At 59.7% G+C, this 23,752-nt stretch carries 9 protein-coding genes and 1 pseudogene; 7 read left to right on the top strand and 3 right to left on the bottom strand.

Translation table 11 applies throughout. The annotated features are described in order from the left end of the window. Positions 1 to 44: 44 nt before the first annotated feature. The 3 genes from JNN07_20715 to JNN07_20705 all read left to right on the top strand — a co-directional run bounded on the left by JNN07_20715 (position 45) and on the right by JNN07_20705 (position 8,813). A complete protein-coding gene (locus tag JNN07_20715) occupies positions 45 to 4,745 on the top strand; it encodes a CotH kinase family protein (GenBank protein ID MBL9170169.1) in 4,701 nt (1,566 codons plus the stop codon). Positions 4,746 to 4,870: 125 nt separating this feature from the next. Next, a complete protein-coding gene (locus JNN07_20710) occupies positions 4,871 to 7,675 on the top strand; it encodes a c-type cytochrome (protein ID MBL9170168.1) in 2,805 nt (934 codons plus the stop codon). A 286-nt stretch (positions 7,676 to 7,961) separates the two neighbouring features. After that, the gene (locus JNN07_20705) at positions 7,962 to 8,813 is read left to right on the top strand and encodes a rhomboid family intramembrane serine protease (protein ID MBL9170167.1); all 852 of its coding nucleotides are present in this window, start codon (positions 7,962 to 7,964) and stop codon (positions 8,811 to 8,813) included. 100 nt (positions 8,814 to 8,913) lie between these two features. Here JNN07_20705 and JNN07_20700 read toward each other — a convergent pair whose 3' ends face one another. Further along, entirely contained in the window at positions 8,914 to 11,109 is a 2,196-nt protein-coding gene (locus tag JNN07_20700) for a CotH kinase family protein (protein MBL9170166.1), read from the bottom strand. 211 nt (positions 11,110 to 11,320) lie between these two features. Between JNN07_20700 and JNN07_20695 the strand changes: the two genes are divergently transcribed. From JNN07_20695 to hrpA, 4 genes and pseudogenes are all read left to right on the top strand, one after another. Continuing rightward, positions 11,321 to 14,947: a carboxypeptidase regulatory-like domain-containing protein gene (locus tag JNN07_20695; protein MBL9170165.1), complete on the top strand. Its 3,627-nt coding sequence runs from the start codon at positions 11,321 to 11,323 to the stop codon at positions 14,945 to 14,947. Between the two features lie 232 nt (positions 14,948 to 15,179). Continuing rightward, positions 15,180 to 15,350, top strand: a pseudogene (locus tag JNN07_20690) (DUF1990 family protein). Between the two features lie 54 nt (positions 15,351 to 15,404). Then, entirely contained in the window at positions 15,405 to 15,653 is a 249-nt protein-coding gene (locus tag JNN07_20685; GenBank protein MBL9170164.1) for a SlyX family protein, read from the top strand. A gap of 97 nt (positions 15,654 to 15,750) precedes the next feature. Further along, positions 15,751 to 19,890, top strand: a complete 4,140-nt coding sequence (gene hrpA, locus JNN07_20680) for an ATP-dependent RNA helicase HrpA (protein MBL9170163.1) — start codon at positions 15,751 to 15,753, stop codon at positions 19,888 to 19,890. A gap of 3 nt (positions 19,891 to 19,893) precedes the next feature. Here the strand turns inward: hrpA and JNN07_20675 are convergent, their stop codons facing one another. Then, positions 19,894 to 21,207 carry a DUF1552 domain-containing protein gene (locus tag JNN07_20675; GenBank protein ID MBL9170162.1) on the bottom strand — a complete coding sequence of 438 codons (1,314 nt, stop codon included), beginning with the start codon at positions 21,205 to 21,207 and terminating at the stop codon, positions 19,894 to 19,896. 11 nt (positions 21,208 to 21,218) lie between these two features. Continuing rightward, a complete protein-coding gene (locus JNN07_20670; protein ID MBL9170161.1) occupies positions 21,219 to 23,555 on the bottom strand; it encodes a DUF1592 domain-containing protein in 2,337 nt (778 codons plus the stop codon). Positions 23,556 to 23,752: the final 197 nt, after the last annotated feature.

Here is a 23,752-nt window from a genome sequence, read left to right as displayed (position 1 = left end):
ATCGAGGACACATTATTCGGACAGACATCCCTTTCACTGAGCTTATGAATTGTCGTTCTGCCCGCCTTCGCCCACTTGCCACCGTGCTGTCATTCCATGGGTTCCTGGTCCTGCTGTCGATGGCTGGCTTCATTCCATCGGCCATGGCTGGAAAGTATGGCCCCCAATCCTTCACCTTTGCCAATGGCACCGTTCCCGGAACCAACAACTGGAACGATGGGGTAGTGCTCGAAAGCACGTTCATCGAGTCGCTGGGCGCTCCCACCGCCTCGGTTCTGACCAACACCCTGCGTCTAACGCGGGATGGCTACACCAACACCAGCGTGGCCCTGAAGCTTCCGGACCTGGACATAGGGCAGGACATCTCGGGCTTCACGGCTAAATTTAACCTCAAACTCACGGCCACCGGCACTCCAGGAATGGGATTGGCACTGAATGTGGGGGATCTGCCTGCGGGTTATGGGGACGGAGAGCTGGGGTACTCGCTTGAAGATGGTTTGGTGGTCGGGCTCGATACTTATGTGGATCCCGAGACCGGTGAAACCGCCGGCCAGTTTGTGATTTACACGGATCGCTCCCGCATCGCTTCGTTTCCCTATCCGTTCGTTTTTGATGGGGTTTCCCGTCTGTTGACCGTTCGAAACGACAGCGCAGGCCTGGACATTATCTACGGCACCGCGGTGATCGTGGAGAATCTGGCCGTGCCCGGATACATTCGTCACGTCGGTGACCGCTTTGCCATCACTGCCCGCACGACTGAGAAAGCCACCCAAGACATCTTCATCGATTCTCTGGACGTAGCCACCACTCCCACTGCCTTTATCCAGACCGGAGGGGTGGTGATTACCGAGTTTCTGGCGGACAACGCGGAGGGGTTCGAAGACGACTACCTAAACGCTTCCGATTGGATCGAAATATATAATGGCGGCGCGACAGCCATGTCCATGGCCGGTTGGTATTTGACGGATGATCCTACCAACAAGACCAAATGGCCCTTTCCGGCTTTCAACCTGGCCACCAACAGGTATCGCCTGATTTGGGCTACCGGGTTGGACCGCCGCGCCACGAACGCGGAATTGCATGCCAACTTTAGCCTCGAGAAGAATGGCGGCTACCTGGCGTTGATCAGCCCCACGATGACGGTGGCTTCGGAGTTTCGTTATGGGCCACAGCAGGCGGATGTTTCCTACGGGGAAATTGGCTTCGCCCGTCAGTTGGGCTATCTCGAAACGCCCACCCCCACCAACAAGAACATCAGCCTGGTTGCGGACGGATTGCCGGCGGAAGACGTGGTCTTTTCGCGTGAGGGCGGGGTGATCTCCACCTCCGAACCGGTACTGCTTTCGATCGCTCCACCCAAAGCGGCGGGGGCGGAAGTTCGTTACACCCTGAACAACACGGTTCCAACCATCGCCTCACCGCTCTACACATCACCGTTCACGATCACGAACACCCGTAACATTAGGGCGCGCGTCTTCGCTCCTGGGCTACTGCCCGGCAAGGTAGCCAGCCGCACTTTCTTGAAGCTCGATGCTTCGCTCACTCAGTTCGCCGGAACTGGCAAGCCCTTCTCCAGCCCGTTGCCGGTCATTGTCATGGATAGCTTCGGGGTGGATGTTGAATCCGGCGGCACGGACGCCAGCGGCGGACGCCCGTTCCGTCCGATCTACGCGGCGGTGTTTGACAAGGACCCGGTTTCAGGCCGAGTGAGCCTGAGCTCCGTGCCATCGTTCCAGAGTCGTGGTGGCGCCCACATGCGCGGTGAGAGTTCTTCCGGTTTCGGACAAAAGTCCTACGCGTGGGAGATTTGGGACGAACGGAATCAGGATCGGGATGATTCGGTGCTTGGCTTGCCGGCGGAGTCGGATTGGATTTTGCATGGACCCTGGTCGGACAAGACCCTGATGCGAAATTACCTCGTGTATTCAACGATGAATGAGGCTCGCCCCGACTATCTGGGGTCTCGCACCCGATTCGTGGAGGTCATTTTCAATCAACGCGCGAACCAACCGGTGGCTTACGGGGATTATCGTGGCGTTTACTTATTGGTGGAGAAAATCAAGCGCAACAAGAATCGGGTGAACATCGAGAAGATTAATCCGAGGGTTACCGACTCCAATTTGATCTCTGGCGGCTACATCTTTAAGACCGACAAGAGCAGCCCTGGCTCCACCTCCTGGTCGACTCCCCGAGGCGTGTCCATCCAGAGTCATGATCCCGAGGCTTTCTCGGTGGCTCAAACCCGATATCTCACCGCTTATCTGACCAACTTCGAAGGAGCACTGACGTCTCCATCCTTCGCCGATCCAGTCAAAGGATACGCGGCCTGGATCGATGTCTCCTCGTTTATCGACGCCCAGTGGTGGGTCGAGATTTCGAAGCAGGTGGATGGCTACGTGTTTAGCACTTATTATCACAAGGATCGGGGTGGAAAAATGCGGGCCGGGCCTTTGTGGGATTTCAACATCTCCTTGGGCAACGCCAATTATGCCACGGGCGAAGTGCCTACGGGTTGGCTGTACGATGAATCGGGCACGGGCGCTTTGGCCGGAGGCCTTTGGTATCCTTCGCTCCACCGAGACACGGAATATCGCCTGCGAACTTTTGATCGTTATTGGGAACTGCGCCAGGGTGTTTGGTCAACGGCCGCCTTGATGGCTCGCATCGAGGCGGTGGTAGCGGTTATGCTGGACGGGAATACCAACCTCATTCGGAATGGCATGCCCGAAAGTGTGCAATCACCCGCCGCGAGGCAGTATCGCAAGCACCAAATCCTAGGGCAGGCTCCGTGGCCCAACGCTGCGATCGAGAGTTCGTTGACCACGTTCCAGTCCACCGTGAATTACATGAAGAACTGGATCACGACCCGGCTGAACTGGATCGACGACCAGGTTGCCAACGGTGTCTACATTTTCCGCCCTCCCGTGCTCAATCATCCTGGCGGCGCGGTGCCTTCGGGTTTTCAGCTGAACCTGAGCCCCTTCTCGGGCACGGCTCCCGCCGGTAAGGCGTACGTGAACGGAACGGTGTACTACACCACCGATGGATCCGACCCACGTCCGGCCAACTATCCGACTCCAACGTCTCAGGATCAGGTAATCCTAGAGGAATACTCCCCTGGCAGCTACTTCGTGCCGACCGCCGAGAACGGCGGGTCTTCGGTAGCCTTCGCTGACTGGACCGATCGCGAGCTAGGCCCGACGGCCTCCACTCTCGCCTGGACCGGTGCCAAAATGGGGCTGGGCTTTGACGACGCAGCCTCCCCCTTGTATCCCCACATCGGTGGCGGTGCCACCGGTCAGGGAGACATTCGAGAGGCGATGCTGGGGAAAAGCTCAACGGTGTTTATTCGCGTTCCTTTCACCGTAAACAACGACCTGCTCTCAAGGATTTCCTCCCTGAAGTTGCGCATCCGTCGAGACGATGCCTTTATCGCCTATATTAATGGCGCTGAAGTCGCGCGATCCAACATCCGCAGCAACGTCGTCGGTTCCTACACGAATGTGCCCAACGCCTTACCGGCTGGATGGCGGGACTCAAGCGCTGCGACGGCGATCGATCTCGTCGTTGGGGCAGGCGTGCCCCGTCTGGTGGCAGGAGAGAACGTCTTGGCGATTCTGGGTATCAACCTCAGCAAGACCGATGACGATGCGCTGTTCAGCCCCAAGCTTACGGCGACTCTCGCCAACATTCCCGCCACCCCGATCACGGCCCAGGCTTACACCGAGCCGCTCACATTGACCTCGTCGACCGTCATCAAAGCGCGAACGTTCGCGAACGGCGTTTGGTCTCCGCTGACCGTCGCAACCTATGTGGTAGGTGCTCAGCCGGCATCTAAGTCTGATTTGGTGATCTCGGAGATCATGTACAATCCCGCCGCTCCCACTCCAACTGAAGCGCTGGTATCGCCCAATGCTGCGGACTACGAGTTCTTGGAACTACTCAACACCGGAGCCGCGGCCATTGATCTGTCGCAAGTGCGGTTCACGAACGGTGTCACTTTCAATTTCAGCAGCGGCGATCCAACCGCTCTGGTCCTTCCGGCCGGCGGGCGGGTCGTGGTTTGCGGCGACCGAGCTGCGTTTCTGGCCCGTTATGGCAATCGTCCGGAAATCCGCATCGCTGGGACTTTCGTCGACAACCTGAGCAACGGCGGCGAACGTTTGACCTTGGTCGACAAAGCGGGGGGAATCATCGCTGACTTTCGTTACGAGGATTCGGAGCCTTGGCCGGTCGATGCCGATGGAGGCGGCTATAGCATCGTATTGGTGAACCCGCTGTCTAAGCCGGCTCCAGATTACTCCTTGGGAAGAAATTGGCGCTGTAGCGCGGGGTTGAACGGCAAGCCGGGTGAGTCCGACACCGTCCCGCTGACATTATCGCCACAGGGCGACACCGACGGAGATGGCCAGCTCAATCTGTTGGAGTATGCAACCGGCACCGATCCGTCGGTTCCGCTGGTCGTGAAAGTGATCCAGGCGAGCGTTCGAACTGTCGAGATCAACGGCGCTACCGCGACGCACATTGTGCTCAGCTACCGGCTCAATCTGCAGTCCGAGGGCGTCCGGTTCGACATCGAGGGCAGTCCCGACGCTGTCAATTGGTCTTCTGCCAGCAATGACTGGGTCTACCTATCCACGCAGCACAATGGTGACGGCACGGCCACGGTTAACCTGCGCAGCACTGTCCCAGCGCAGCAAATTGGCAAACACGTCTCCTTCCTGCGGCTGCGAGTGACGCAGTAGCGGGGGGGACCATAGGGCGGCTCGGTGCGGTTTCGTCGGTGGCGATGGCCCCGGCTAATCACGCCCCCCGGTGTCCGCCCAGACGCGTCGCTTGACGTTCGTAGCCGCTCAGGGCACAAAGGAGCATGCTTCGACGAGTCCTTCCGTTGGCCGCAGTCTTCAGCGTGGCGTTTTCCGCCTTTTCGGCATCCGTCGTCATTGACGGGCGTCGCTTCTTGGTCCAGGAGGGATTCACCGTTGAACGGATCGCGACTACCAACCAGGTGCTCCGACCCGTCAATGCCTGCCTGGACGACCGCGGTCGCCTGTACGTGACGGAAGCCAGTGGCTCCAGCCAGCCGCCCGCCGAGCAAGCCAAGAATCCGCGCTGGCGAGTCCTGCGCCTGGAGGACCGGGATGGCGACGGTCAATTCGAACACGCGGAGGTCTTCGCCGACAAGCTGCCCATGCTCCAGGGAATTCTTTGGCATGACGGAGTGGTGTATGTCGGTGGCACGCCGGCCATCTGGAAACTCCTCGACAAGGATGGCGATGGCCGAGCCGACGAGCGTGTTGAGTGGTGGAATGTGGGGCGTCCCTCCACTCATTGTGGAAACGAGGTTCACGGACCCTATGCGGGGCCGGATGGCTTCATTTACTGGACCAAAGGAGCCTTCGAACCCATCCAATGGACCAACGGCGTTTCGGGAAAAGCACATCTGGACCGGGGCGCGCACATCTTTCGAGCCCGCCCCGATGGATCCGAGATGGACAGCATTATGACCGGAGGCATGGATAATCCGGTGGAGGTCGCGTTCACCGCCGATGGCGAGTGCATCTTTACCAGCACGTTCATCGATTTCAGCCAGCCGGGTTTTCGCGATGGCCTGGCCCACGCCATCTACGGTGGCGTTTACGGGAAGGAGAACAGCAATGTCGAGGACCGAGCGGTGAAGCGAACGAGCCCGGACTTATTGCATCCGTTCGTTCAATACGGGGCCGGCGCTCCGAGCGGCCTCTGTCGTGCGACCTCTCCAGTCTGGGGCGATCCCTCCCAAAACCATTTCTTCGCAACATTGTTCAACTTGCACAAGATCACTCGGCATCAGCTCCGGGCATCCGGAGCCACGTTCACGGCCGACTCGACCGACTTTCTGAGCACGGACGACACGGATTTTCATCCGACCGATGTGCTCGAAGACATCGATGGCTCCATCGTCGTAGTGGATACCGGTGGCTGGTATAAACTCTGTTGCCCGACGAGTCAGTTGTGGAAGCCGGACGTTTTGGGCAACCTCTACCGGGTTCGGCCCCTGTCCAAGTCGGGCAAGCTGGTTCGTGCTCCAGCTTCACCCCCATCCCGCCGCGTCACTGCCAGCGTGCGAAAAGGCAACACCAGCGGCTGGCAGGCGCGCGTCTCCGAGGCCAAGGGGGAACCCTTTGCCACTCATGCTGCCATCGAAGCTTTGATTCGCACCGGGGCTGTCGGCGAGCTGCGCAGCGCTCTGGAGGCGCCATCGCCTGCGGTTCAACGGGCCGCGCTGATCGCACTCGCCGAACGCGATGGAACTGACCTTAAGCCGCAGGAAGTCACACCGTTCCTGACCTCCAGCGATGCCGAGCTTCGACGTGCGGCGGATTGGATTATCCGACGTCGATCGGACTGGGCGGAAACGCTTGTCGAATGGGCGAAGCTGCAGCTATCCACCTGGGCTCAGGAAGCGAAGGTGGCTCAGGTTAAAACGTTGATCCCGGTACTCATCAAGAACACGGATGGCCAAAAGCTGCTGGCGCAGGCCGCGGGTAATTTGGGTTACTCGCTGCCGTTACGAAACGTCATCCTGGAGGGTTTGGCGAATGCTGGGATCAAGGAGCCTCCCTCTTCCTGGAATAAGCTGGTGGCAGCTATCCTATCGGATCACTCGGCCGTTCAGTCCCTGGGCTCCGAAGCCGCCCAGCGCGACCTGTTCTCCTCCGCTCTCCGCTTGCTTCGGCAGCTGAAACCATCGGGGGCTGAGGATGCGGCGCAACGGGCCGCCCAGGATCTGGCCGCGAACCTGACGGCTCCGATCGATATCCGCCTTCAATCGCTCGCCAGCCGTTCGGCGCGCAGTCCGTTGGGTGCAGCTGAGTTTGACCTGGTTCGAACCCATCTCTCTCCTGACGTAAATCCCACGCTGCGCAGCCTGAGCGTTAAGGCCTTGACCCGATCGCAGATCGCCAGGGACCAGCGTGCCGCCCTGTTGGATGCTCTGCGGGAAGTCGGTCCTCTGGAGATCAATGCCCTCCTCCCATGTTTTGAAGAAGGAGCCGGCGACGAAATGGGGCAGCGGCTTCTGTCTTCGCTCCGCACCGCCAAAGCGCGGAACTCCCTTCGTCCTGAACAGCTTAAACCTGTGCTCGAAAAATATTCGCCGACGATTCAGTCCGAAGGCGCCGAACTCCTGGCTCAGCTCCTTCCTGATCTGAAACAGCAGTCTGCCCGCATCGATGCCTTGCTTAAGGAGCTGAAGTCGATTCCTTCGGATTCGAGCCGGGGCCAGGCTGTTTTCAACAGCACGAAGACGGCCTGCGTTCAGTGCCATCGGATTGGCTACGCGGGGGGGGAGGTGGGCCCCAACCTGACGCGGATCGGCGAGGCTCGAACCGAGCGCGACTTGCTAGAGGCCGTAGTCTACCCCAGCGCGAGCTTCGTTCGCAGCTATGAACCGGTGACCGTGATCACCAAGTCCGGGGATGCGTTCAGCGGGATGATCAAAGATGAATCCGACACGACCGTCACCCTGGTCCTCGGCCCGGGGGCTGAGCAGCGGATTCCCCGGGAAGACGTGGTTGAGCAGCGTCCCAGCCCCGTTTCAATGATGCCTTCCGGCCTCGACGAACAGCTGTCCCGCCAAGAGCTGGCTGACCTGGTGACCTTCCTTAAGAACACCCACTGGGGGGCGAAATAGGTTTGGTTTGATCCCCGGTTTAAGAGGTTCAACGTCCCGGGCATGACCAACTCGCTGAACGTACGTTCAGCGAGTTGGTATGTCCGGCCAAGGTTCCCGATCGATGCCCCGGTCGGAACCGCGATCAAGACCGGCTTGGTCCTGGGCTTCAGGTGGGCGCTTCGATGCCGATAGTTCTCTAGTGACGGAAAATGCTTTCCGAAAATGCTTCAAAAATGGGCATTGCGATACCGATAGGCCGGGCATAGGTTCTGACTACTAAGATATGCTCGAAGATCGATCTTATATGCGAGAGCCCTCCTACGGTCAGGGGTTGTCCGCATCCGCCAAACTCATGATTGCCCTGGGGGTAATCTTTGTGTTTCAGGCTATTGATCAAGCGTACATCCGATCCGGAGTCCAAGGCTGGTTGGCATTGTGGCCTGCGGATGTCTTGGGACGGGGCTTTATTTGGCAGCTGGTTACCTTTCAGCTGTTGCACGGGGGACCGATACATCTTCTGTTCAACTTGCTCGGGGTCTGGTTTTTCGGTCGGGCGGTCGAGTCCATCCATGGTCCGGTCCGGATGCTGCAGCTTTTCTTTCTCAGCGGCATAGCGGGCGGACTGCTTCAAATCCTCGTCAGCCTCATCATCCCGGGGTGGAGTTCCCCCGTGGTGGGCGCCTCCGCAGGCACCATGGGGTTTCTGGCGGCCTTCTGCTTGCTTGAGCCCAGTGGCACCGTGATCCTCTATTTTGTCCCGGTTCAGGCCCGGATCGTTCTCTACATCAGCCTCGGCCTCAGCCTTTTTTTGACCTTGGTACCGATTGACGCCGGAATGGCCCATCCCGCACATCTCGGAGGACTGTTGGCTGGAATGGCGATCATCCGCTATGGCTATCCCAACCTAAGCTGGCTCAGCGGCTGGTTCTCCCGCAAGAACGAGCCGCGAAGGTCCTCTGGAAGCAGCCGAACTTCAGGCTGGGCTTTGGAAAAAGTTGACCCGCCCGTCTCCCGTTCGGCGACCCCCTCAGGACAGGACTTCATCTCTAAGGAGATCGACCCCATTCTCGACAAGATCTCCACCCACGGCTTTCAAAGTTTGACCGCCGACGAGCGGAAGACCTTGGAGGCTGCCCGGCATCGCATGAAGAGCTAGCAGTGCCCACCTCCGACGCGCTGGCACCTGTTTTTCGTGTTTCGCGGGCCATCCATCCTCCTCTTTAGGAGAACCCCTCTCAACAAACAGGATCGCCCTTTCAGCGCGCGACCCACCGCGTTGGCGGACTCCAACGTCCATCCAGCAACACCCTTCCGACAAACTGGGCCCCGGGTGCTACCTTCGCATCACAGGCACCCACTCGTGCGCCCGCCAAAGGCTTACCTCCGGCGGCTCGAGGGTCTTGCCCATCCAACGTGTAATACAATTCCCCTTGATCCGGACGAGCCTGGAGTCGGAACTGCCCTTCGGATTCACTCGACGTCTTCACGCTTGGACGCGCGACAAACTGAGCCTCCATCCAGGTCAGCCGCTTGGTGAGCCAATCTTTCATCCAGTCGACCTCATCTTGGTAGGTCTCACCGATGAAGAAATTAGGGTTAACTCCCTGACCCAGGATGGGCCATTGTTGGAAGTTGCGCTCCTGCGCTTCGTTGAGGGTGGCGACGAGCTCATCGATCCGACTCATCAGGCGGGAAGTGGCGAACAGGGTTTCTCGCAACTCCCCCCACCGATCCACATAGCGTTGACCAAAGTCGGGATCCTCAAACAACCGTCGGAACCAGGTGTATTCCTGCTCATTCAGCTGCGGCCAAAACCAATATTCCGGAATCCATCCTTGTTTTCCGTTGCAGTTGCCGAAACTCAGATTCCAGTCCCACATGGGCTCCAGACGGATCTTGCCGCCTCGGTCCTTTGTGTAGAAGGTGCTGAATCGGTGGCCATCCACGTTCTTGGTCACCTCGACGAGTAGATGATAGTCAATAAACGAGCCCGGATCGATGAACGCGGCATAGCCGCGCTGGGGATCTATGAAATCGGGATCATACAGCGCCTTCTCGAATCGATCCAGGTGGCGCTTGAGCCAATCCCGCTGAACTGGAGTCACTTCATCCTCCTCCGGCTCCACCCAGTAAAACTGGTTTGTGCGCAAACTGGTCTGGAAGCCCACCTCCATCCGTTCGATGAACTCTTCGCCATCCTCGTTGTAAGTCGTGGAGCGAACCCTTCCCTCGAGTTCCTGAATAATCGGGCCGGTCAGGAGATTGGTCAGGGGACGGGGTGCCGCCTGCCGGGACCTTCGACTCGATGAGGAGATGGAACTGTCCGACGATTCTTTGCTTCGGGTGGTGCTGGAGCGGTAGGTGGGCAGGAAGCCTTTCGGATCGGCCGGAAAGCCACCCGGCGCCGTGGGAAAGCCCGTTTTATTGGTGCTGGATGACTGGTAAATACCTCCGCCGAGCAGATCTGGCGGACCATAGTAGCCACGGTCCACATGATCCTTCTTGAACACATAGCCACCGGTGATCGCTGGCTCGGAAACATCGGCCGGGGTAAGTTTAGCAATGTTCACGCGCGATTTGTGCCGTTTGATTCGCTCCTCAAGCACATAGACCCCGACATAGTCTTGTCTGGACAGGCGGCGGGTGCCATCGGTCACGAACACCTCGAGAAAGCGGGTTCGAGGCGCCCAATGTCCCATGGCATTCCCAAGTTCATAGGCCAGCACATCCCGCATGAGCGTCTTGTCGGGGTAGGGGGCGTAGAGGATAAAATCCTCATCCTTGGGCAGCCCCATCAAACTCGCCGCTCGATCTTCGCCGAATTCATCAATCAACTTGAGGGTATAGCTGCGTTTCGGATAACGAAGGGACGCTCGCCCACGAATGTTGACCAAGGCGTGCCCGGCGAAATTCGCAGGGCTCACCAGCGTGGTCCTGGACGGGCCGGCTTCGACGAATCGAACCATTACATGATCCTTTCGATCGCGGCTGAGCTCGGTTCCCTGCGTATCGATGATCGCCAAGGGTAGATTGGAAGTGAAAGCCACCAGGTCCGAATCGAGCAAGGTGTAATGCTCCGACCGCACCGGTCCCAGGTTGGTGACACCCTGGACTTCACGCCAGCGCAACCAGGCTGAGTTCGTCAGCACGAGTGCCCCTTTCCATCGAGGTGATTGCAGCACGGGGTCCTGCCCAGTTAGCGTGAACACGACGTCGCGGTCGGTTCGCGGAGCCGCGAGCGTAACCACAACGTTCGAGGCGTAGACTCCACCCGGAGGTGAAACGGAGGGTGCCTCTGGCAAGCGGGAACCTGGGTCGGCCGGCTGGGCTTCCAGGCACCGAGTCCCCGTGGCCAAGAGTCCCAACGCGAGGAGCCAGACCCACGCCCAGGAGCTCGCTTCCTTAGAAAGAGAGGTGGCAATCTCCGGTACTTGCGGAGTCGTGGCAACCATTTGCCGCCGTGGACCAGGACGTGCAGTCCTGGTTTCGGCAGGAGGCGAACAGTTTCCGATGGCGCGGTTGAGCTGCCTGGCATTCATACGCTTCCCGTGATGGCTTGGTGCCTTCGACAATGCAGAAGGAGGATGCTGCTTGGCAAATGGGAAAACTCCAGTTGATACTATTCCCACATCGCCCCGGATGGTCCGTTCGCAGGCGATGCCTATGCCGCCCCTGGAAACAATCCGTGGTTGGCTCAGAACCCGACGGGCTCTGGGTTTGCTCATTCAGCTGGGAATCACCTGGCTAGGCTTGGCGCTGGCTGGCGCTGCCGAGCGGCAGGAAGGAGAGCGCTTCCACCCGGTGCGACTCTCCATGCCGAACCCAGTCGTGCCCAGCGCGGCCGGCCGAGGGCTGCTGCTGCGCTTGTCTCCCGGCCGACAAGCATTCGAAGGGGTAACTTTCGCGATGGGCGGTGCCGTCGAACTTTTGGGCTTAGATGCCGCTCGCCAAGGCGAATGGGTTCCGCCCCAATCGGAGGTGTTCCCGCTGGCCGACGACGGCAAACTGGGCACGTTGCATCTCCTGCACGGCCTGATCGGAGAAGTTCGAGCAGGGACACCCGTCATGGCGGTGGTTTTCCTGTATGCCGACGGCATGGCACGCCTGACTCGTATCGCCGCGGGGGTGCACGTCAGACCCCTGAACCAATCGAGGCCATTGGCCGACCCGCACTCTCGGGTGGTTTGGACGGAGTCGAGCGCTGGTGTGCCGGGGGGCGGTTCTGCGATTTGCCTGACTCGGTTGCCCAATCCAAGACCTGGTGAACCGCTGCGTGGAATCCAGTTCGTATCCATGTTCAGCGATGCCTCCCCTCTGGTGGTCGCGGCCGCTTGGGAGGGGGAGCGTCCTCCGTCGATGATTGAGAAAAAGCCGACATCCCTCGAGAAAAGGGCGGCAAGTCTTTCCGATGACGCTTGGCGACGGCCCTTGCGACTGAAAGTCACGGAAAAACTGGGTGGCGCCCCGATCACCAATGCCGAAGCCTTCCTCAGCATCAGCGATGGCGAGGTTCGCTTTTTGCTCGATAAGGTTCGTTTGAACGCCGTTGGAGAAGGGACCGTTCATTATCCTCCCGCTCATACTGTTTCCTTCGACCTGGTGGTGCGGGCCCCCGGCAAGGACCCGGTGATCCTTTCCCAGAGCCGCGCGGTCGAGGGTGCCTTTCCGGAGACGATCACCACGGAGTTGTCCCCCGGCATTCAGGTCGGCGGGACGGTCCGGGACGCTGCAGGTAAACCGATCACCGGCGCCTTCGTGACAGCCTATGTGCTCACCTCGTTTCGAGGCCGCAGTTGGGGGCGGGCCGATCTGGAGACGGTGCGGACGGATAGCCAAGGACAATGGACTCTCAGTTCGCTCCCGGCGGAGGCTGAAGGCGTCGATTTCGAGGTGACTCATCCAGGTTTCGTGACCCGTCGTTTTCGAATCGACAGCGCTTCGGCCTCCACGGACCGATGGTCTCGGGCTTCCTTGGTCGAACGGGCTGCGGTGGCGACGCTGGAGCCAGCTCCTCAGCTCACACTTACCGTGAACGATGACGGCGCCAAACCGTTGGCGCAGGTGCTGGTCTCAACCCTCAAACAAGGCCGTCTTCCCGCGGTGCCGCTGGGCCGAACCGATGAGCGTGGTCAGTTTGTCGTGAGCGCGATCGATATCCCTTCCGAGTCCGGCCTCTTGCTCGAGGCCCCCGGGTTCGCGCCTCACCTCGTGCGCACCTCGATCGGTGACAGTTCGGAGAGCGTTTCGGTCGCTTTGACGAAGCCCGTGGTCCTCACCGGCGTGGTGCAAGATCAGCAGGGCGCGCCGGTGCCGGGAATGGAGGTGCGTCTCGAAACTTGGAATGAAACGCCACTTTTCCCTTGGAAGAGCGTGACCGATGAGCAGGGGAGATTCGCTTGGAGCAACGCCGCCCCTGGCACAGTGATGCTGCGTTTGACCAAAGCAGACTACCAACAGAACCGGTATAGTCTCGACTGGAACGCCAAGCAGGAGTTGCGTCTGACTGTTTACCGTCATTACACAGCCTCGGGCACGGTTATCGACGCAGTGACGCGCAAGCCGATTCGTGATTTCCGAGTGCTCCGGGGATGGAGCTACAATGTCGGAACTCCGATTCAGTGGGAACGCTACAATACCTTCCGGGGTCGCAACGGTGCGTATTCGGTAAGGCTGCAAAACTATGGATCCAATAGTCGACTGGCCGTCATGATCGAAGCGCCAGGATACCTTCCGATGGTGAGCCAGGAAGTGAAGGGGGTTCAAAGCATCACGCAAGACTTCGAATTGCATCCCGGCCGAGGGCTGAGCGGGGTGCTGCTGGATCCAGCCGGGAAGCCCCTGGCCAATACGACCCTCACGCTTCTGAGTGCCCAGGAGTCCGTCTATCTGGAAAAGCCAGGCCAGCCGAGCCGCTCCAGCAACTACTCCGACCAGACGAAGAGCGATTCCGAAGGACGTTTCGAGTTTCAGCCGCGGCTGTTCGCCTCGCGAGTGGTCGCCGTTCACGATTCCGGGTTCGCCGATATCTCGGTGGACGAACTCAAGGTGGATCGCCAGGTTAAACTTCAAGAATACGGCCGAATCGAAGGAACTTTCCAAGTGGGTGACGGCAACTGGAAGCCGGTCATGCAGCAGCTGCGCCTTCAGACCTTCTGGTTGGGCACCGGGGATTCCGGTGACCGAATCTCTGCCACGTCCTTGGGATTCAGGACGCTCCCGGCTGGCAATGGCCGTTTCGTGTTCGACAAGGTCCCGCCCGGGCTCCGGCAAGTCAGCTTGGAATACAAATTCACCAATCGACGCAATGCGGATACTCCCTACAGCCATGATACACTGGTTTATGTGCGCCCGGGTGAAACATCGGAGATTGTCCTGGGAGGGGCGGGACGCCTGGTTCGGGGGGGTGTGCGTCTGTCCGGAGCCGATCCGGAAATGATCGACTGGACCGCTGACGTTCACCGAATGACCTGGTTGTCCACGCAGGAGGAGGGCTTCCCGATGCTTCGGTTGAAAGGGGAGACGAATAGCGCGATTCGCGCCGAACGGATTCGGAAATATGAGGCAGAGCTCAGTCAGTTCATGAGCAGCCCCCAGGGCTTGCAAGTGCAGAGGAATCGACACAGCTACGCACTCGTGTTTCGTCCGAACGGGACCTTCGAGGTCGAGAACGTGATGCCCGGGCGGTATAGCATTCAGATTTCGCCCAACGAACATGACCCGGAGGGCTACAACTCACGTCAACTGGGCTTCGTGAGCCACGAGGTTCAGATTCCGGCGGGCACAGGGGATGGAGCGCCCTTCGATCTTGCACCCATCGACCTGGTGGTGCGGGGACTGCTGAAGGCTGGCCGCAAGCTCCCTGCGTTTCAGGTTGAAGGACTCGACGGGAAACCTATTACGCAGCAGATCTTCCAGGGCAAGGTGGGTGTTCTGTATCTCTGGAGTGCTCGAAACATGAACGATAATGAGCTTAAAATGCTTCGAGATTTGGTGCAGCCGGCCGGCAACGCACCAGCGCAGGTGGAACTGCTGATGTGGAACATCGACGGCGATGCCACGGCCTGTCGCAAGTTCGTGGAAGCCAGGAAAGTTCCAGGCCAGGTGTGCGCGTTGACTAGCCCCATCCAGCACCCGCTCATTGTGTCACTTGGGATCGAGAACTTCCCGAGTGCGCTGGTTCTGGACCCGGCCGGTAAGGTGGTCGGCTTTAACCTGCGGGGAAACGGCATCAAGTCCGCCGTCACCAGGGCGTTGCGCCCCGCGGCCCGTCCGCGCAGCACCACTCCGTAGCTCCTCGACTCTCGCCATGAACTCTTTCCTCTACGCGCCTCCGCGAGAGATTCCGGCAGTCCTTCCGAGTCAGGGGAGGGATCGTTTCTCGCGGAGGCGCGGAGAACGCGGAGGAGCACTCAATCAGTGAGAACCGACGGATCTTGCCGATCAGCCCGATCATAGCCAGGTTTCCTCCAAGAACCAAGCCTCGTCACCTCGGCTCCTACAAGGCTCGAATGGAAAGCCGAGACAACCTCCAAGGAAGGGTTTTGCCCACGGAACACACAGAACACACGGAGTCGGGGGGCCTTCTTCTTTTCCATCCGAGTCATCCGAAAAATCCGTGGTTAAACCTTCCGTCTTAGCTTTCTCTAGAACTGCTCGAACCTCCCTCAGCCCCCCCGGAGCCATCGCCACTTGAAAATGAGCTAATCCAGCATTGCCCTGGCACCCCTCTTTTCCGCACCATAGCGGAATGAGTAATCGAACCGAACCAAGCGATCACCCGTCTTCCGGACCTGGGGAGCAACGGTTTGTGAGTCTGGAGTCTCATGTCGCTGAACTGGAACGGATGGCGGATGAACTCAACAAGATCGTGATCGAGCATGGGAAGGCGATCCGACGCCTCCAGAGTCAACAAACGGAGATGAACGACACGCTTCGGACGGTCGAGATCGAACGAATCCGCAACACCAACCCCAAGCCGCCGCATTCCGCGCTGTGAAGCCCAGGCCCGGCGCCGCTACGTAAGCGGTCCGCTTCGCCCCTCGGCTAGACCGGCAATGGGCTGAGGAGCCGCACTTCCGACGCATCGAATTCCCATGGACCCCTTGGACGATCTCAAACGTCTTCTCCCGGAATGCCTCCTGTTTGACCAGGTTCGGCTCGGGTCACGTTTGGCGGTGCTGCTGCGGGAGCGCGGCCAGGCTGCCCCTTCTGCACTGCTCCAGGAGATCACTCAATTGCGCCACGCGGCCCAGCGCTCGGCCGAGGCCTGTGCGCTGCGGGCGGCCAACCGTCCGGAGGTGTCGTATCCTCCAGCGCTCCCGGTGAGTGGCCGTCGGGATGACATCGTTCAGGCGATCCGCACTCATCAGGTGGTGGTCGTGGCGGGAGAAACGGGCTCCGGGAAGACGACTCAGCTTCCGAAAATGTGTTTAGAAGCAGGGCTGGGAGTTCGCGGAAAGATCGGGTGCACCCAGCCTCGCCGAGTGGCGGCCACTTCGATCTCCCGCCGGGTGGCCGAGGAACTGGGGGTCAACCATGGGCGTGAGGTCGGATGCAAAATTCGGTTCTCCGACGAAACATCGTCCAAGACCTTCATCAAGTTCATGACCGACGGCATCCTCCTGGCCGAGGTGCAGGGGGATCCCAATCTGACGGAATACGATGCGATCATCATCGACGAAGCGCATGAGCGATCATTGAATATTGATTTCTTGCTGGGGCACCTACGGCAACTGATCAAGCGTCGATCTGATCTCAAACTCATCATTACCTCGGCAACCATCGATACGGCCCGCTTCTCGGCGGCGTTTGGAGATGCCCCCATCATCGAGGTCTCTGGGCGGGTGTTTCCGGTGGAAGTTCGCTACGCCCCGCTGGATGAGCTCGCCGAGGAAAGCGGCGATCAGACATATGTCGATGCGGCCGCGACCGCCGTGGAGGATGTGCTCACCAGCACCTACACGGGCGACATTCTAGTCTTCCTGCCGGGAGAACGGGATATTCGAGAGCTTCGGGATCTTTTGGAGTCCCGCGGCGTAGGAGGCGTCGATCTGATTCCGCTGTTCGGACGGCTGTCGGGAGCGGATCAGCAGCGGGCTTTTGGCGGCTCGAATCTGCGCAAGGTGGTATTGGCGACCAATATTGCGGAGACCTCGATTACCATTCCGGGCATTCGATACGTCGTCGATGCAGGATTGGCGCGCATCAGCCGCTACAACCCGCGCACCCGCACCAAGCGGCTTCCGGTGGAACCCGTGTCGAGGTCGAGCGCGAATCAGCGCAAAGGACGAAGCGGACGGGTGAGTGACGGCGTCTGCATCCGGCTCTATTCCGAAGAGGACTTTCTGGCTCGTCCGGAGTTCACCCAGCCCGAGATCCAACGATCCAACCTGGCCGAAGTTATCCTGCGGATGAAGGCCGCACGGCTTGGCGAGATCGAGACGTTTCCATTCCTGGAAGTACCATCGCCGGCCGCCATTCGTGCCGGTTACGAGTTACTGAGGGAACTGGGGGCGATCGACGAGCAACGACAGCTGACTCCCCTCGGACAGGATTTAGCCAAACTGCCGGTCGACCCAACCATCGCGCGGATCGTGCTGCAGTCGAGTCGGGAAGGGGTTTTGGAAGAGGTTTTGGTGATTGCCTCAGGCCTGAGCATTCAGGATCCACGCGAGAGGCCGTTCGACGACGCGAATGCGGCTAGCGCCGCCCACCGTAAATTCCAGCATCCAGGTTCGGACTTCCTAACCCTGCTGAATCTTTGGGATACGTTTCACGATCAGTGGGAGAAGCTCAAGACCCAGGGGCAGCTGAGGAAGTTCTGCAAAGCCAACTATCTCTCCTACCTGCGCATGCGGGAGTGGGTCGAGATCCACGGTCAGCTCTCGTCGACCTTCCACGACGTTCTCAGCCACTACGCCTTCGAGAGCTTGGATGACGAGGAGGACGACGAAGGGAAGCCCGCCTCGGGAAACCTCGAGCGCTCGGACGGAGCCGCTTCCAAAACGCCGGTAGTCAGCGTCCCGACCTCGGCCACGAAGCCTGATGATCCTCGGTTCAAGGCCATTCACCGCTCCATCCTGAGCGGGTTTCTCGGGCATGTCGCCCAGCGTGCGGAGCGTAACCTCTACAAGGCGACCGGCAATCGGCAGGTGGCCGTTTTTCCGGGGTCGGCTTTGCACGACAAACCGACTCCCCAGCCACCTCCGGCCAGACGAGGAGAATCCAAGGATCGGCCCCCCGCTCCGAAGTCGAAGCAGCCCGAATGGATCGTGGCCGGAGAGATCGTCGAGACCAGTCGGCTGTTCGCCCGCACCTTGGTGGGCATTCAGCCCGAATGGATCGCGGACTTGGGTGCCCATTTGTGTAAGCGGACCTATGATCAGCCGAGATGGGAACCGGCCTTTGGCCAGGTGATGGCCCGGGAGCGAATCACCTTTCAAGGCCTGGAGGTGGCCACGCGTCGAGTGGCCTACGGACCGATCGAACCTCAGACGGCTACGGAGATCTTTGTGCGCTCCGCGCTGGTTGAGGAGGGACTGCTGGGGGAGGACGAAACCGAGCCCGCCCGGGCCGAAGGAGGAGCCCATCTTCCTTCGCAACACCGGACTCCACACGTTCCGGGACGCCGAAGATGGCAGATCCATAGTGTTGGGTTCTTTGAGAAAAACCGCCTGCTGCGGGAGAAAATCGAAATGTGGCGCACGCGCACCCGGCATCATGCGCTGGGCAACGTCGACGATGCCTTGTTCCGTTTTTACCTCCCCCAGTTGACGGGGGTGAGTTCTGTTCACGAGTTAAACGAGCTCCTCCGCCGTCGGCTCCCCATCGAGCCCGACTTCCTGTGCATTCCAGAGTCGGAGCTCATCGGCGATCTCGATCTCAGTTTCGATGCTTCGGCCTTTCCCACCTCGGTTCAAGTCGGGGCACAGCCCGTGGCGATCACCTACGCCTACGCTCCCGGCGAGGAGCATGACGGTCCCACGCTGCAAGTGCCCCTGGGAATGCTCGCTGCCTTGAAGGACACAACGGTGGTCTGGAGCGTTCCCGGGCTGCGGGAAGAGCAAATTAGCCATTTGTTGCGGGAGCTTCCGAAAGCCTTACGCCGTGACCTTCAGCCCTTCGCGCCCAAGGTGAAGGAGATTGCTGCGGAATTTCGTCCGACCGGCGATCGGTTTCTCGACGAGCTGGCCGCCTTTATTTCGAAGAAGTATCGGGTGATCGTCCCCTCCGGCACCTGGACTCCGGAGCAGCTGCCGAACCATCTGCGACCGCGCGTGGAGGTGCTCGGGCCCGACCGCAAAACGTTAGCCTGGAGCCGCGATCTCCTGGCCCTGGAAAAGCGGCTGACCACCGTCAAGGCCCCGGCGCTGGATGAGCTGTGGAAAACGGCCACTCGGCAGTGGGAAAAGGACGCGTTGACCACGTGGTCGCTGGGAGCGATCCCCGAGCGATTGGAGCTCAGCGGGCCCGGCGGAAGCGCGATGCTGGCTTTCCCTGGTCTCAAGCTGGAAGATGAGGAAGTCTGCCTTCGCCTGTTCCGCAAGCCCGACGAGGCCAAACGGTCCACCGCTCCCGCCTGGGCTCGGCTCGTGGAACTCTCAGTTACCCGCGAGTTGGCATGGCTGCAAAAGGACCTGAAGTCACTCGAGCGCCACAAAATTCTCTTCGCCACTCTGGGAACCGGCGACGAGTTGGTGCAGGGCGCGCTTACGCACCTCAAGAAGCATCTCTTTCCACCGCCGTCGCAACTCGATGAACCCAGTTTCCGCGCGGCCGTGACCATGGCGCAGGAGCGGACCAAAGGCCTCGTCCCTCCCTTCGTGGACCTGGTAGGGATGATCTTGCAGCGGCGACAGGAACTGCTGGTCTTCAAGAAGCCCTACACCTCGCTGCGCTCGGACTTGGATCGTCTCATCGGCAAGCGCTTTTTGGAACTCACCCCCCACGAGCAGCTTCCCCATCTGCTGCGCTATTTGAAGGCAATGCTGGTGCGAGCGGAGCGCGCCAGCGTAAACCCCGCCAAGGATCAGGAGCGGGCGCGCCTGGTCCAACCCTTCAGCGATGCCCTCACGCGCTGGCAGACTCCAGGAATGCAGGAGAGAGACGAAGTGCAGCAATTCAGGTGGCTCCTGGAGGAGTACAAAGTCTCGGTCTTCGCTCAGGAACTGGGCACGGCGCAACCGGTGTCGCCAAAGCGCCTTCAGTCCCTGATGGAGCAGATCCAAAAATGATCACTAACTCAGAGACAGCGGTCCCTTGTCGCAAAGCGCCGCCTTGCCAAACGTCTCCAGCTTGTGGCCAACCGCGTGGGCGAGGGCGAGGTGAAGCCGGTTATGCGGCACCTTGTCAAAGTTGAGGGAGCGTCCCATCTGGAAACCGAAGCCTCCGCCGATCAGGACGAAGGGAATGTTGTCCAAAGTGTGGGAATTGCCTTTCCCAAGTTCATTGGTCCAAACGATGAGAGTATTATCGAGCAGTGTGCCTTCGCCACCAGGCTCAGGTGTGGTGGAGAGCTTTTCCGCGAGATAGCTGAGCTCGCCGGCGAACCATCGGTTGATGCGGATCAGCTTGTCCTGTGAGGCTTCGTCCTTATCCGGTTCATGGGAGAGCGAATGATGCCCATCCTTGATATCCAGCCAGTTCATCTTGGCCATGCCCACCGACTTGGTGTACTGCAAGGTGGCCACCCGGGCCATGTCATTCACAAAGCTGTTTACGAGGAGATCAATCTGCATCCGGCTGAGCCGGGGCACATTGTCGTTTTGGTCGGCGATTCCTGCCTCCAACGTCGGAGGGGAGATGCGGAGTGCCTGCTGGCCTTGGTCCTTGAGGTCCCTCTCCATCTGCGCCACGAGGGCCTGATGCTCATCAAGTAGCCGGCGATCCTCGCTGCTCAACTGCTTTCTCACCTTCTTCAAATCGGCTCGCACATCGCCCAGAATCCCTTTCAGGTGCTCGCGGTCCTGGGACTGCCCATAGAGCTTCGCATACATCTGGTAGGGATCAGAGATCGGCGCGATCGGTCGGTTCGGACCGGCATACGACATGCGCGTCCACGGATCGGCCCGGTCGGTAACGCCCACCCCGAACTCCAACGAACCGAAGCGAGTCTTGGTGGACTCACGCCCTTGAAGATAATTGCGAATCTCCTGATCGATCGAGATGCCACTGGCCCATCCGGCGGGCGTGTCGGAACCCCCTTGGATGTTTCCAGGGAACAGCTCGATGCCGGTCAGGAGGCAGCTCATGCCCCGCATATGGTTGTCACCATCGCCGCGAACTCGGTTGCTGAGCCCCTTCAGGATCAGCATGCGCTGCTTGAACGCCTCCAACGGCTCCATAATGGGCTTGAGTTTAAAATCCTTGCCCGTCTCCTCGGGCCAGAAGGCGGGCGGAACGGTGCCGTTCGGGGTGAACATCACCACCAAACGTTGGCGTGGACGTACCGGGCTTCCCATTCCGAGACTCGGCAAGCCCATCAGGAAGGGGAGGCAGGCGGAAGAGATGCCCAAGGAGCGGAGAAATTGGCGACGATCTAGAGGAGTCATGGTGGAGGGATTTAAGGGTTCTTGGCGACGAGATCGGAGTGCCGGGCAGAAAGAGTCACGATGTCCACCAGCAGCTGCTGCATGTTGAACTGAGAGGCGACGAAGGATTGGCGCAAACCAGCCATGGCGTCGCTACCATAGGCACGAACGGGCTGTTTGACAACCTGATGAAACATGGCCTCAATAAAACCGGTCTGGGCCTGCTCGCTGTTGACGGCGAATTCGGCAATATCCCGCGCTCCCTTCAAGCGGATGGTTTTGCCATCATCGGTCACATAGTCGCTCACCGCATCAATGACACGGTTGCGATCCTCCGTTCGAAACCGCCCCACGGCGTCGTATTGCTCCAGGCTGAAGCCGAGAGGGTTAATCACGGAATGGCAGGTCTGGCAGGCGTCCGGACGCGTGAGTTGGGCTACTTTCTCCCGCATGGACAGGTTGGGAGCAAACTCGGCATCCTTAAAGGCGACCGCGATGGGGGGAGGTCTCAAAGCACGTCCCACAATATTCCGCGTTAGAAAGACGCCCCGGTGGATGGGCGAGGATGAACGCTGATAGGAAAATGCCGACAGCAGATAAGGGTGAGTGATGACCCCGGAGCGCTCGCTCGGGCTGAACTTGATCGGGGTAAACTCGGCCGTTTCCGCCGGTGGAACCTCCTCCAGCCCGTAAAACTTTCTCAGCCGGCCGTTCACCTGAAGGGTATCCGCCAGCAACAGGTCGCGGTAATCAGAGGACTTGCTCCAGAAGGTGGTCTCCAGGAAGAGATTGAGGGAGGTTCGCAAGTCGGCGATGATCTCCGGGCTGAATCCCGGGTAGAGTTCGGCGTCCTTGGACAGGTCTTCGACATGGTTGACCTGGAGCCAGTGGTGAAGGAAGGACTGAATCTTCGAGCGTGCGCGCGGGTCCTTCAGCATGCGCTCCGCGTGCGCGCGAACCTCGCTCGCTTCCAGCAATTTACCGCCGGACGCCAGTTCGCGCAACGAACGATCGGGAAGCGAATCCCACAAGCCAAACGACAGCCGACTGGCTATCTCGAAGCTGTCCGCCTGACCGCGGTCCAGTCCCAGGTAGAGAAAGCGCGGAGACTTGAGCGTGAGTAGAACGACGTTTTTGACCCCGTCTTCCAGCTTGTGAGCTCGTCGAAGGGGTGAGCTGACCAGATTACGTTTAAGGTCCGGGCTGAGGGGACGTCGGAACGCTCGCTCGACGAACTGCACGCAGAAGCTTTCCACTTTCTCCAGACGATCCTTGGAACCGGGTTTGGATCCGCTCAAGGAATCGAGCCGCTTCACCACTCCCGCCGCTACATCCAATGCCGCTTGGGTCGTGGCTTCATCCCAAGCCTTGGATATTCCCACCCCTCGCTCGTAGCCCACGCTGCTGTCATCGGGAGGGAAGGGGACTGAACAGACGAACGTCGAAGCAGATCTTGCCGGTATCAAGTTCCGCTTGGGAATCACCGAAAGGACTCCGTGGGGCGGCTTCCACAACAAGGATACTGAGGCGGTCTTGTCGTTAAAGCGAAAGTAGTCCAGCTTGAGTGGATAGCTGCGGCCGCCGATGAGGCGCAGGACGACCCGATGCTCGCTCATCTCCCCGGAAGCGACCCAGGCATCGATCGCAGGATCCTCCTCCTCATTGATCCAGAGCCGCGCTCCATTGGCCGTCTTGAGAATGAACTCGTGATCTCCGGACTCTTCCACCAGCACCGACCCTCGCCATTGTGCCGAGAGCTCGTTGGTCCCAAGCGCCTTGCCTTCGGGATCGGATTTAAGAAAGTCAAAATCGATGGTGGCGTCGATCCTCGACAGCCGTTTTTTGTCCGACTGAAAATTTCGCGAGTGGTAGTACGTGACTTTCAACCCCCGATCGGTGATCGCGGGATTGTCCTCCCCGGTAAAAGAGCGCAACAGATCGGCCACCGTGTTGACATATTGTCGATTGGTTAGCCGCACCAACTCGACCCGGGCCGGATGCAGGCGCGCTTGGGCTTCGCGGGAATAAAACGCGTCGTGCATGAACTGAGCGACAGCCTCGGCGTCGTCACCCACGCAGGTACCGGGAGCATCATCGGGCATCGACTTGGAAATGTATCGAGTCAGTTTCTCGACCGACCAATCGCCTACGAGTGGCTCTTTGTACTTGGCTTCGACGCCCTCGCCTTGCCGCCCATGGCACTTGGCGCACTGCTGACGGTAGATGGCCTTGCCGTCGGGAGCGCGAGTTTTGGCGGGCAGGGCAGCCGGCAGCAAGGCCAGCACGCTGACGCAACACAGCAGCTTCCACCACTGCTGGTGGCCAGTCGCCGAATAGAACTGTATCCAGAGAGCGTCGGATCGGAGCATAGATCTACGTCCACTTTGACGTGGAGGATGACCAAAAGCATCAAAGAAAGTAGCCCAGGGACCGGGGGAGGACGTGAACAACCAGGAGGCGGGGCAATCCCCTTTGGGAGGGACCCCGAAACGCTGCAAAGGGGCTATAGCCGTCCAAGAGGTCACGCGAGGCGCTTGACCCCTATGGAGTGCGGCAGCCCTCTGCC

The sequence above is a fragment of the Verrucomicrobiales bacterium genome (assembly GCA_016793885.1).
In the GTDB taxonomy this organism is placed as follows: domain Bacteria; phylum Verrucomicrobiota; class Verrucomicrobiia; order Limisphaerales; family UBA11320; genus UBA11320.
This window is presented reverse-complemented; position numbering and strand designations above follow the sequence as displayed.